This window comes from Flavobacterium sp. LB2P53, from assembly GCF_003970305.1.
In the GTDB taxonomy this organism is placed as follows: domain Bacteria; phylum Bacteroidota; class Bacteroidia; order Flavobacteriales; family Flavobacteriaceae; genus Flavobacterium.
The window spans coordinates 73,323-86,093 of sequence record NZ_RYDG01000009.1 but is presented as its reverse complement, the minus strand read 5'-3'; the positions used below and the strand labels follow the sequence as shown (position 1 = coordinate 86,093).

Annotated in this window: 13 protein-coding genes; 12 read left to right on the top strand and 1 reads right to left on the bottom strand. The window is 35.6% G+C overall.

Going from position 1 to position 12,771, the window contains the following annotated elements; translation table 11 throughout:
* Position 1 precedes the first annotated feature (1 nt).
* The 12 genes from EKL95_RS11850 (at position 2) to EKL95_RS11790 (ending at position 11,598) form a co-directional block, all read left to right on the top strand.
* A complete protein-coding gene (locus EKL95_RS11850; RefSeq protein ID WP_317125166.1) occupies positions 2–493 on the top strand; it encodes a DegT/DnrJ/EryC1/StrS family aminotransferase in 492 nt (163 codons plus the stop codon).
* A 192-nt stretch (positions 494–685) separates the two neighbouring features.
* Positions 686–937: a type II toxin-antitoxin system Phd/YefM family antitoxin gene (locus EKL95_RS11845; protein ID WP_126461271.1), complete on the top strand. Its 252-nt coding sequence runs from the start codon at positions 686–688 to the stop codon at positions 935–937.
* 112 nt (positions 938–1,049) lie between these two features.
* Positions 1,050–1,328, top strand: coding sequence for a Txe/YoeB family addiction module toxin (locus tag EKL95_RS11840; protein ID WP_126561818.1), 279 nt, complete (start codon positions 1,050–1,052; stop codon positions 1,326–1,328).
* A gap of 551 nt (positions 1,329–1,879) precedes the next feature.
* Complete coding sequence (locus EKL95_RS11830) at positions 1,880–3,040, top strand: ATP-binding protein (RefSeq protein ID WP_126555279.1); 1,161 nt, start codon at positions 1,880–1,882, stop codon at positions 3,038–3,040.
* A gap of 51 nt (positions 3,041–3,091) precedes the next feature.
* A complete protein-coding gene (locus EKL95_RS11825) occupies positions 3,092–3,622 on the top strand; it encodes an ATP-binding protein (protein WP_126555276.1) in 531 nt (176 codons plus the stop codon).
* A gap of 164 nt (positions 3,623–3,786) precedes the next feature.
* Entirely contained in the window at positions 3,787–4,335 is a 549-nt protein-coding gene (rfbC, locus tag EKL95_RS11820) for a dTDP-4-dehydrorhamnose 3,5-epimerase (RefSeq protein ID WP_126561819.1), read from the top strand.
* Between the two features lie 207 nt (positions 4,336–4,542).
* On the top strand, positions 4,543–4,938 hold the full coding sequence (locus tag EKL95_RS11815; protein ID WP_126561820.1) for a nucleotidyltransferase substrate binding protein: 396 nt from the start codon (positions 4,543–4,545) through the stop codon (positions 4,936–4,938).
* Between the two features lies 1 nt (position 4,939).
* On the top strand, positions 4,940–5,260 hold the full coding sequence (locus EKL95_RS11810) for a nucleotidyltransferase domain-containing protein (protein WP_126561821.1): 321 nt from the start codon (positions 4,940–4,942) through the stop codon (positions 5,258–5,260).
* A gap of 249 nt (positions 5,261–5,509) precedes the next feature.
* Entirely contained in the window at positions 5,510–6,364 is an 855-nt protein-coding gene (rfbD, locus tag EKL95_RS11805) for a dTDP-4-dehydrorhamnose reductase (RefSeq protein ID WP_126561822.1), read from the top strand.
* A gap of 300 nt (positions 6,365–6,664) precedes the next feature.
* Positions 6,665–7,711: a dTDP-glucose 4,6-dehydratase gene (gene rfbB, locus EKL95_RS11800; RefSeq protein ID WP_126461250.1), complete on the top strand. Its 1,047-nt coding sequence runs from the start codon at positions 6,665–6,667 to the stop codon at positions 7,709–7,711.
* Positions 7,712–7,859: 148 nt separating this feature from the next.
* Positions 7,860–8,729 (top strand): glucose-1-phosphate thymidylyltransferase RfbA, encoded by an 870-nt coding sequence (gene rfbA / locus EKL95_RS11795; protein WP_126461242.1) that lies wholly within the window; start codon positions 7,860–7,862, stop codon positions 8,727–8,729.
* 937 nt (positions 8,730–9,666) lie between these two features.
* The gene (locus tag EKL95_RS11790; RefSeq protein WP_126564286.1) at positions 9,667–11,598 is read left to right on the top strand and encodes a polysaccharide biosynthesis protein; all 1,932 of its coding nucleotides are present in this window, start codon (positions 9,667–9,669) and stop codon (positions 11,596–11,598) included.
* Positions 11,599–11,813: 215 nt separating this feature from the next.
* Here EKL95_RS11790 and EKL95_RS11785 read toward each other — a convergent pair whose 3' ends face one another.
* A complete protein-coding gene (locus EKL95_RS11785) occupies positions 11,814–12,695 on the bottom strand; it encodes an SDR family oxidoreductase (protein WP_126461240.1) in 882 nt (293 codons plus the stop codon).
* Positions 12,696–12,771 lie beyond the last annotated feature (76 nt).

Genomic DNA, 12,771 nt, shown 5'->3' with positions numbered 1-12,771 from the left:
ATTGAAGGATGATCCACCACATTACCAACACAGTGAAATAGGGTATAATTATAGAATGAGTACTATTTGTGCTGGTATCGGCCGCGGTCAAATGGAAGTTTTAGACGACCATGTGGCTTTGAGAAGAAAAATGCATGCTTTTTATGTTGATTTATTCAAGGATATTGCAACAGTAACCGTTTTTGAACCTCCAAAAGATGATTGTTTTGCTAATTACTGGCTGAGTTCCATTGTGGTGGAACCTAATGCAGCGAAAGGAATTAATAGAGAAGCTTTACGGTTGGCTTTCGAGCAAGCTAATATTGAATGTCGTCCTCTGTGGAAACCAATGCATTTACAGCCTATTTTTGAGAAGTACCCATACTATGGAAGTACAGTTGCTGAAACTTTATTTGAAAAGGGGTTGTGTCTGCCTTCCGGTTCTAATTTGACGAATGTAGACAGGGAGCGGATTTCGGCAGTTGTCCATGCTTTTTTTAAACAACGTAACTAATTTCTAAATAAAAATTTCACGCAGATTGGCGCAGATTAAAAAAGTGCAGATTAGCGCCTATTTTTTAAAGATTTTAAAGAATCTGCGAAAATCGGCGTGTAAAAATATCCAGATATCCCCGTAAATAAAACATTGTTAAGTGGTACAATATTAAGTACATTTTTTTGTACATTTGTAAAAAATAAATAAATTATGAAAGCGATAACAATTTCAGCATTAAGAAAAGGGATGAAAGAATACTTTGATTATGTTTCTCAATCGATGGAAGTAATTGTAGTTCCTAGAAATAAAGAGAATGAAGCGGTTGTCATTATGTCAATTCAAGAATATAATTCACTTTTGGAAACAGAGCATCTGTTATCCACCAAGAGTAATAGGAATAGACTTCAAGAATCTATTGGTCAACTAAAGGAAGGAGAAACAATTCCCTATTCATTAGATTAATAGAATTTACAAAATCATAAAATCGCAATGATTCTAAATCACAAACTGGAATGAAGAATGGCGATTCCTCCCGACAGCTATCGAGAACGACAAAAACAAATATTATCTTCATATGAATATCGAATTTACAAGTCATGGTTGGGAAGATTTTACTTACTGGATAGAAAATGATGCTGATGTACTTGATAAAATTAAAGGGTTAATAAAATCAATTAAGCAAAATTGTTTTAAAGGGATTGGAAAACCAGAACCTTTAAAGTTTGGGTTAAAAGGATTTTGGTCAAGAAGAATTACGGGTGAACATAGATTAGTTTATTCCATAAAAGGAACAAAAGGGATTGATCAAAAATGTATTATTATTCAATGTAGATTTCATTATGATGACAAATAATACGTTCTATTTGCAACTGCCAATAAAATAATTTCAAAAATAATTATAGGAGGAAATCATTCTGATACTAGAGGTACCCTTCGATTTAATAATTCTTTTGATGCAACGGCTATAAAAAGAATTTATCTCATAGAAAATAGCAAAACCACATTTGTTCGTGGGTGGTAAGGACACCGCACAGAGCAACGGTGGTTTTCTGTTGTACAAGGTAGTTTTAAAATTGAATTGATTGCCATTGATAATTGGGAGAATCCTTCCAAAAAGTTAAAATCACTCTCTTTTATTATAAATAAATGCTGAAACACTTGATATTCTCCATATTCCTCAAGGGTACGTAAGTAGTATTCAAGCACTCAAGGAAGGAGCAAAATTATTGGTCATGGGAGATTATTTGTTAGGAGAAATTCAAGATGAATATCGATTTGATATTGATTGTTTTAAATAGAAAAGTTTCACGCCGATGCGTTAAAAAAATTTCACGCAGATTGGCGCAGATTAAAAAAATCTATACAATTATGGAATTTGATTCCGTAATTGTATAGATTTGTAGAATGATACGTAGAGAAGCAGAAAAAGAAATTATAGCTTTGGCAAAGCAGTTTAAAGCAGTTGCCGTGGTTGGACCGAGACAGTCTGGTAAGACTACCTTGGTACGGTGGATTTTTAAAGACAAGGAGTATGTGAGTTTTGAAAATCCCGACATTCGTTTGTTTGCTATTGAAGACCCAAGAGGCTTTTTGTCAAACTATCCCAATGGAGCAATATTTGATGAGGCGCAAAGAGTTCCAGATATTTTTTCCTATTTGCAACAAATCCTTGATGAATCAGTTGTAAAAGGTTTATTTATTATAACGGGTTCAAATAATTTTTTGTTGCAGGAAAGCATATCTCAGAGCTTAGCAGGAAGAGTGGGTTATCTTAATCTGTTACCACTGACTTTGCACGAAATAGGTGATAAGGAGCGTACTATTAGCCAGACTATTTTTAAAGGTTGCTATCCTTCGTTATATAATGACACTGTTGATACTACGCAGTGGTATTCAAATTATATTAGAACATATATTGAGCGAGACGTTAGGCTGATTAAGAATATAACCAATTTGGTGGTTTTTGAAAAATTCTTGCGATTATGTGCTGGTAGAATTGGTCAGTTGTTGAATATGAATAGTTTGGCGGTAGAAATAGGTGTTGATACAAAGACGATTAGTTCTTGGATTAGTGTTTTGGAAGCTAGTTTTGTAGTGTTCCGTTTACAACCGTATCACTCTAATTTTAACAAAAGAGTTGTAAAAATGCCTAAATTATATTTCTATGATACGGGATTAGCGTCTGCCTTATTGGGAATTCAAAATAGTGAGCAAATTGACGTTCATCCATTTAGAGGTGCGCTTTTTGAAAATTTGATTATTGTTGATTTTCTTAAAAGTAGATTTAATAAAGCCAAGACCAATAACCTTTATTTTTGGAGAGATAATTTAGGGAAAGAAATAGACTTGATTATTGATAATGGGATGGATATAATTCCTATTGAGATAAAATCAGGGCAAACAATAACCATTGATTATTTTAAAGGAGTTGTTTATTGGAATAAACTAGCTCAGAAAGAAGGGGGATATGTGATTTATGGGGGTGACTTGGTTCAAAAAAGGAGCAATTCTATTACGGCAATTCCATTTAGTGCAATAAATTCGATTGAAAATAAACTACTGTAATCTTTTATTGGTTTTAGTAGGATTCGTAATGATATAAAAGAATATCCCACAATGAAAATTGAGTTACCTTTATTGCGAGGTGTTGATTTGGGCTTTGTTCCAAAAATCAAACAATTGTTGGCTATAATCTCTGAATCGGTTCCTTTTATACCTAATGTGAGTAATTTAAGTGATAAAATTGGTATAAATAGAACTACTTTAATGACTTATCTACATTATTTGGAAGAAGTAGGTTTGACCATTAACTTGCAAAAAGAAGCTAAAGGAAGTGTGAAATTGCAAAAACCAGCTAAGATTTATTTAGAAAACACAAATTTAATGTTTACACTTTCTCCTTCAAAAGCTACTATTGGTAAGGCTAGAGAGACCTTTTTTGCAAATCAATTGGGGTATAAAAATAAGTTGAGCCATCACGAAAAAACTGATTTTTTTGTAAATGATTTATATTCTTTTGAAATTGGAGGAAAGGATAAGTCGATGAAACAAATTGAAGGTATCGAAAATTCCTATATCGCCGCAGACGATATTGAGTATGGTTTTCAGAACAAAATACCCTTATGGTTGTTTGGTTTTCTGTATTAAGTAATAACCCTGGTATAATGTTGTATTTTAAAATCAGGATAAAATCATGTAAAAATCTGATTTAAAGCTGTTTTACTTAAAGTTAATTCTTTTGACTTTACGACTTTTAAACTTTCGACTTACTTACAATTAAATGATAGAATAAATAAAATTACAATTACAATATGACCATTGAAAAAACAAATATAAAAGATTTAGTACTTATTACCCCAACAGTTTTTGAAGACTCGAGGGGTTATTTTTTTGAGGCCTACAATCAGGCTCAATTTCATGAACATGGGATGTCCTATCAATTTATACAAGACAATCAGTCTTTCTCCAAACGCGGGGTGATTCGGGGATTGCATTTGCAGATTAATCCTTTTGCACAAGCTAAATTGGTGCGGGTGCTTGAAGGAGAAATCCTTGATGTGGCGGTCGATTTACGCAAAAACTCATCTACTTATGGACAGCATTTTAGTGTGATTTTAAGTGCAGCCAATAAAAAACAATTGATGGTTCCCCACGGTTTTGCCCATGGTTTTTCGGTTTTGAGTGAAACTGCTTCGGTGCTATACAAAGTAGATCAATTGTATCATAAGGAGAGCGAAAGGGGGATTCGGTATGATGATCCTACTTTGGCCATTGATTGGCAAGTGAGTCCTGATGAAGTTATTGTTTCTCAAAAGGATTTGGTTTTGCCGAGTTTTGAGGATATTGATTGGGAGTTTTGAAATTGGTGTTAGGTTTTGGGCGCTAGGTTTTAGGTTTAAAGTTGTGGTTATATCAAAATTTGGTTTTACATGTAAAGTTTGCAAAGGAGACGTTAAGGGCATTACGATTGTTGGTTTAACCAGTGGCAGTGCTCCGGAAAAGTTTTTGTTACAGAGTTAAAATATTTTTGGCGATTAAAGTAAAAAAAATTTAAATGGAACTAAAATATGGAAGAAGATATTCGATGTAAACAACGTTTTGGAAATTATCTGAAAGCACTGGGACAGTTGCAGAAATTCATAGCGAAAGGTAATTTGAATGAATTGGAAGAACTAGGGCTTATTCAAGCTTTTGAATTTACACATGAGTTGGCTTGGAATGTAATGAAAGATTATTTTGAATACCAGGGAAATACGACTATCACGGGGTCTAGAGATGCTACAAGAGAAGCCTTTCAAAAAGGATTGATTCAGGATGGGGCACAATGGATGGAAATGATAAAAAGTAGAAACCAATCTACGCTTACTTATAACGTAAGTACAGCAAACGATATTAGAGACAGAATATTAAATCAGTATTACGATTTGTTTGTCTCTTTTAAAGAAAAAATGAAAGAATTTTAGAATGATACAATTTGGCTTAAAACAGAAAGATATAGACAAAATAAATCAGGTTTTTGCAAGCTATGAAGGAATTGATAGCGTTGTTATTTATGGTTCTAGAGCTAAAGGGAATTTTAAAGTAGGTTCTGATATTGATTTGACGATCATCGAGAATTCATTAACTTTTCCAGAGTTTTTAGAAATAGAGAATGCATTAGATGATTTATTACTCCCTTATAAAATAGATTTGTCTCTAAAACGAAAAATATCAAATGTTGATTTGCTTTCGCATATTAACAAAATTGGGAAATTGTTTTACAAAAGAGGAAATAGCCCAGAGTGACGATCGATTCCATTTAAGACTGCCTAAAGTCTTAAAAAATGTTTCATTGTTTAAAAATTTACCGTTAAAAGTTGTCAATTAGATTAGGAGTTAATTTTAATCATTACGTTTGAAAGCCAGATTAGCAAGGTAAATTTCTGATGCTTTAGCTAAAAAATAAAGTTAGTTTGTAGATCAGTCGGTTTATTAAATATAAAAGGGTAACCGGAATCTTTTATGCCAAATGTTTTTGGCGTTGAAAAAATAAAAATGAAAAAAATACTAGTTACTGGTGCCAAAGGGCAATTGGGTTCGGAATTAAAGGTATTGTCTAATAATTACTCCCAATTCGAATGGATTTTTGCAGACAGAACGCAAGTTTCCTTGGATAATTTGTCGATTTTACAAAATCAATTAGAAGAAATTACTCCAGATTTTATATTAAATTGTGGTGCCTATACAGCCGTTGATAAAGCGGAAACAGAACACGAATTAGCGGATATTGTTAATCATTTAGCGGTCGCCATTATTGCTCAATATACGAAAGATCATTCTGTAAAACTAATTCATATTTCTACTGATTATGTTTTTGATGGGACATCAGCTGTCGCATTGAGCGAGGAGGCCCTAACGCAACCTGTTAATGTGTATGGAGCGACCAAAAGAGCGGGAGAGTTAGCTTGTTTGAAAGCAAATCCCGATGCAATTATCATTAGAACTTCATGGGTGTATAGCAGATTTGGGAACAATTTTGTAAAAACCATGCAACGATTATTACAAGAACGAGATACGATCAGTGTGGTTAACGATCAGATTGGTTCGCCTACTTATGCTGCCGATTTAGCTCAGGCTATGATGACTATTGTAACAGCACCAGACTGGATTGCCGGAATCTATAATTATTCGAATGAAGGAGAAATCAGCTGGTATGACTTTGTCCTGGCAATCCAGGAAATTGGTGGGTATACTTGTGAAGTGAAAGGAATTCCCTCAGCGGCTTATCCTACACCTGCCAAACGTCCAGCTTTTTCTTTATTGGATAAAAGCAAGATTAAACGAGTTTATGGTATTGTTGTTCCGGATTACAAAGAGAGTTTAGCTGTTTGTATGAAAGGTGGGTTATGAGTTAGGGGTTGTGTAAAATTTCCGTTTTGTCCCACCCTTAAAGGAAGCCGAAAATCCAAAACGTAATTTAAATAAAGCCTGTTAATTTTAAATCGGATTTTGTGTTTCTTTTTTGCTCCCTTTAGGGACAGGGGGAAACAAAAAAGAAACTAACTAAATTTTATTTTTCGCACGCTCTAGGCCAGGGGAAACAAAAAAGAAACTGACTAAATTTTATTTTTCGCACGCTCTGGGCCAGGGGGAAACAAAAAATAAATTTAGGGAAGTTTTGTTAAAACGAATTAAAAATAAAATCTAAAAATGAAAAAAATACTAATCACCGGTGGGGCCGGTTTTATTGGGTCCCATGTCGTACGGCTTTTTGTAAAGAAGTATCCGCAATATCAAATTGTTAATTTGGATGCACTCACGTATGCTGGGAATCTCGAAAATATTGTTGATATTGAAAAAGCGCCTAACTATACTTTTATAAAAGGAGATATCGTTGATGCGCCATTCATTGATCAATTGTTTGCGGAGCATCAATTTGATGGTGTTTTGCATTTAGCTGCCGAATCTCACGTGGATCGTTCTATAACCGATCCGTTGTCTTTTGTGAAAACAAATGTTATCGGAACGATGAATTTATTGAATGCGGCTAAGGCTACTTGGCAAGGCAATTACGAAGGAAAACGTTTTTACCACATCAGTACCGATGAGGTTTATGGCAGTTTAGGTGCCGAAGGATTGTTTACGGAGACTACTGCGTATGATCCTAATTCTCCGTACTCGGCTTCAAAAGCCAGTTCGGATCATTTTGTCAGAGCGTATGGAGAAACGTATGGCTTGCCTTATGTGTTGACCAATTGTTCCAATAATTACGGGCCGTTTCATTTTCCTGAAAAATTGATTCCATTATTCATCAATAATATCATTCAAAACAAACCCTTACCCGTTTATGGTGACGGGAAATATACCCGCGATTGGCTTTTTGTAGAAGATCATGCGGTAGCCATTGATTTGGTTTTTCATGAAGGAGTTAACCATGATACGTATAATATTGGTGGATTTAACGAATGGCAAAATATTGATTTGGTTAAATTGCTTTGCAAAATAATGGATGAGAAATTAGGAAGGGCGTCCGGAACTTCGGAACAATTAATTTCGTACGTAAAAGACCGTCCCGGACATGATTTGCGTTATGCTATTGATGCCAGTAAGATAAACAGAGAATTGGGATGGAAACCATCGGTTACTTTTGAACAAGGATTGGAAAGGACCGTAAATTGGTATTTGGAAAATCCAACCTGGCTGAATAATATTACTTCGGGGGAGTATGCAAATTATTACGAGAAGCAGTATAATTAGTGATCAGTTGTCCGTTTTTTTAACTGATGTAGATTTAACTATAGAAAAAACTTCCTTTGTAAGGTATTAGTTAAAAAAATAAATTATTTTAGATTAAAAATTATACCTGTGAAATTTAGTGCCTTTGTGGCAAAAAAATAAAAAATATATGAAAGGAATTATATTAGCCGGAGGTTCCGGGACCCGTTTACATCCGTTAACACTGGCCATGAGCAAACAAATGATGCCGGTTTATGACAAACCCATGATTTATTATCCATTGTCTACTTTGATGATGGCGGGAATCAATGAAATATTAATTATTTCAACTCCTCATGATTTGCCTAATTTCAAAAAATTATTAGGCGATGGGTCTTCAATTGGTTGTCAATTTAGTTATGCGGAGCAGGCCATTCCTAATGGATTAGCGCAAGCTTTTGTTATTGGAGAAGAATTTATAGGGAAAGACAGCGTAGCTTTGGTTTTAGGGGATAATATTTTCTTTGGATCCAATATGGATGAATTGTTGCAATCCAATACCAATCCTAAAGGTGGGGTCGTATTTGCGTATCATGTTTCAGACCCGGAACGATACGGTGTAGTCGAATTTGATGCTGATTTTAAAGCGCTTTCTATTGAAGAGAAACCGTTAGAACCCAAATCAAATTATGCGGTACCCGGTTTGTATTTTTATGATAATTCAGTAGTGGAAATTGCCAAGAATATTAAGCCAAGTGCTAGAGGGGAATATGAAATTACTGATGTAAATAAAGTGTACTTGGAAAAAGGGGCTTTGAAAGTAGGAATTTTAAGCAGAGGTACGGCCTGGCTAGATACCGGTACTTTTAATAGCTTAATGCAGGCGGGACAATTTGTTCAGGTTATTGAAGAGCGTCAAGGATTGAAAGTGGGCTGTATTGAAGAAATTGCGTGGAGACAGGGTTTCATTAGTGAGCAACAATTGAAAGATCTAGCCGAGCCTTTGAGAAAATCAGGTTACGGAGAATACCTTTTGGGATTGCTGAAGCATAAGTTGTAAGCATTTCGGACGCAGTATTTAGATAAATGATGCAGTACGGGTAGTTGTCCAAAAACAAAATTTCCGAATAATTTTGGCACAGCGAAAATAGATGAAATAAGGAAGTCGAAAGTTTTAAGGTCATAAAGTCAAAAGGAACATTATTGTAAAAAGTAATTTAATATCAATCTGTTGCGTCATTTTGTTTATTTTTAATACACGACAGTATATAATAGTTGTTACTGAGTTTCCTCTTCCCATTCAAAAAATAATCTGTGAAAATTGGTGTAATTTGTGTTAAAAAAGACTCGTTATTTGATTTGCTTCGTCTATTTGAACACAGCTCTTTGGTCTCCTTCCTCTAACATCTATTCAGACAAAACACCTCTATTTTTAATATACGACAGTATATAATAGTTGTTACTGAGTTTCCTCTTCCCATTCAAAAAATAATCTGTGGCAATCAGTGTAATCTGTGTTAAAAAAGATTTGTTATGTGATTTACTTAAGCCGTTTGAACACAGTTCTTTGGTCTCCTTCCTCTAACATTTATCCAGACAAAACACCTATATTTTTAATACACGACAGTATATAATAGTTGTTACTGAGTTTCCTCTTCCCATTCAAAAAATAATCTGTGGCAATCAGTGTAATCAGTGTTAAAAAAGATTTGTTATGTGATTTACTTAAGCCGTTTGAACACAGTTCTTTGGTCTCCTTCCTCTAACATCTATCCAGACAAAACACCTCTATTTTTATTGATGACACACAAGGAATAGTCTTTTTGTTCGGCTTAAAAAAAATAGTGCGTGTAAGAAAATGTTTTATTTCATATATTTGACGTGAATATCGTTTAAAGCGCATAACCTAAAACCAATCAATTTTGAACCCGGAAACCAACAGAAATGCAACCCGATTTAATTCTAAATTTTTTTCAAGAATAAACCGAAGGCTGAACATGCATAATTTAGGTTATTTGCCCCGATGGATCATCGTATTAATTGATCTTATGGTGCTTACCACCTCCTTTGTGTTTACTTTTCTGATCTTTAAAGGAACAGGAATGGATTATATTATTACCGACCACAGCACAATTTTAATTGCTGGTTTTTTTGCGACTAATTTGTTTTTCTTTTGGCTTTTCAGAACCTATTCCGGGATCATTAGGCACTCTTCTAATATTGATGCGGTCAAGTTGTTATTTTCACAAATGTCCGTACTGATTGTTTTTTTTATTTTTAATTTTCTTTTCCAAATTTTTTTTAAACAAAAAGCATTCTTAAATACAGCCCTTTTTATCAATATTGTACTTTCTTTTTGTGGCCTGTTTTTATACCGAGTGGTCGTGAAGCAAACGTTTGAGTTATATTTTTCAGAAAAGAACGACAGTAAATTGATACGAACCATAATTTATGGAACCGATGCCAATGCGATTTCGGTAGCGAATGCGCTGAAATTTGAAACACCATCCCGCTTTAAAATAGTCGGGTTTGTAGATAAGAACAATCAAAACGCATCTAAGCGCATGCTGGATTTGCCTATTTTAATCCAAAAGAAAAAGTTGCCTACACTAATGCGTTCTATAGGTGCCGAAAGTGTCATTATAGCGGATAAAAGTTTGTCTAAAGAAGAACAGATTGTGATCGTAGACCAGTGTCTGGAGTATAATTATAAGGTATTTACCGTTCCGCTGATCTCCGATTGGGAAAATCAAAAGGAAATTTCCCAAAAAGTAAAAACCATACAAATTGAAGATTTGTTGGAGCGAAAACCAATAGTGCTGGACAATAAAGCCATATCGAAACAATTAAAGGATAAGGTAGTTTTGATTACTGGTGCAGCAGGTTCTATAGGAAGCGAAATCGTCCGACAAATATTGGTGTTTAATCCTAAGAAAATTATTATTCTGGATCAGGCGGAGACCCCATTGCATCATTTAAAACTGGAAACCGAAAACATCAGTACCACAGTAAAAATATGCACGGTAATTGGAGATGTCAGAAACAGACAGGCTATGGATGAAATCTTTAAAGCCTACCGTCCGCAGGTTGTTTATCATGCTGCAGCTTATAAACATGTGCCGCTGATGGAAGAAAATCCCTGTCAGGCTATATTCACCAATATTGAAGGAACTAAAATTCTGGCTGATTTGTCTTGTTTGTACAAAGTCAAAAAGTTTGTGATGGTCTCTACCGATAAAGCGGTAAACCCCAGTAATGTCATGGGAGCCAGCAAACGGATCGCCGAAAAATACGTGCAGTCCTTGCAACTCAGGGATCAGATTGAGAACGGGGAGGAAGCTACAAAGTTCATTACGACGCGTTTTGGTAATGTTTTGGGATCCAATGGATCTGTAGTGCCTTTGTTTACAAAACAAATTGCCGAAGGAGGGCCGCTGACCATCACCCACAAGGACATCATCCGTTATTTTATGACCATACCAGAGGCGTGTCAACTAGTGCTGGAAGCGGGTGCGATGGGGAACGGAGGGGAGATTTATATTTTTGACATGGGGAAACCGGTTAAAATTATTGATTTGGCTCGAAAGATGATTAAGTTAGCGGGATTTATTCCGGATAAAGACATTAAAATACAAATTGTAGGGTTGCGTCCCGGGGAAAAATTATACGAGGAATTGCTCAATGACACGTCTAAGTCGATACCCACACACCATGCTAAAATTATGATTGCGCAGGAAATTCAAGAGGAGTTTGAAGGATTACATGCAGATATTGATGAATTAATTTGTATTGCCAGCAGGTTCGGAAATAAGGCTATTGTGACGCAAATGAAAAAGATTGTGCCTGAATTTAAAAGTATGAATTCAGCGTATGAAATATTAGATAAACACGAGGAAGTTGCTGCGGTTCCTTATTTAACAGAACAATAATTATTGTGAACTTCTCAATACGCTTCGCACTCGGAGCGACGTGTTTCGAGAGCCGTTTTTAATTCCAAATTTATTACTTCCCATACGATCGCCCAAAATCAAGATCACTCGTACGGATGAAAATTGCAATTAAAACAATCTTCATCCAGCGAGTTTCATATTTGACTTTATGATGTTTAAACTTTGGACTTAATTGGTTCCGAGTAGGGTATGGATTATTTATTTTTCTTTGCTTTAATCAACAGCTCCAGTTGATCCCAAAGTGCTTCCGGTATCGCTTCTAACAGATTGAATTGTCCGGCGCCTTTCAGCCACTCACCACCATCAATCACCACCACTTCACCATTGACATACGCTGAAAAATCAGAGACCAGATAAGCCGCTAAATTAGCCAGTTCCTGATGGTCTCCCACGCGTTTCAATGGCACTTTTTTTGCCATATCAAATTTCTCGGCTAAGTCACCGGGTAGTAAACGGTCCCATGCGCCTTTAGTCGGAAAAGGTCCCGGTGCAATTGCATTAGAACGGATTCCGTATTTTGCCCATTCTACAGCAAGACTGCGCGTCATTGCCAGGACACCTGCTTTTGCTGTCGCACTAGGCACCACATAAGCAGAACCGGTCCAGGCATACGTTGTTACGATGTTTAAAATGGTTGCTGATTTTTGTTTGGTGTCAATCCAATGTTTCCCAAAAGCAAGGGTGCAGTTTTTTGTCCCTTTCAAAACAATATCAATCACGGTGTCAAAAGCATTGGCAGAGAGTCTTTCTGTGGGGGAAATGAAATTTCCGGCGGCGTTATTAAGCAGGACATCCACTTTGCCAAAAGTGTTCAAAACCTCTTGCAGCATGTTTTCGACTTCACTATAATGACGTACGTCACATTGAATAGGAAGGCAGGTTCCGCCAGTTAGCGTTTCCAGCTCCGCAGCGGTTTTTTTTAGTTTTTCTAAATCCCTGGAGGTGATGGCGACTTGCGCACCTAATTCCAAGAAATAGTGAGTCATCGCTTTTCCTAAACCACTTCCGCCTCCGGTGACTACAATCACTTTGCCTTTAAGAGCATCGTCCCGTAACATTTTATCTGTATAACTCATGTTTTTTATGTTTTAATGGTAAATATAGCAAAATTAAATAGTATGCATGCATAATAAAATAATAATATATTGAAAC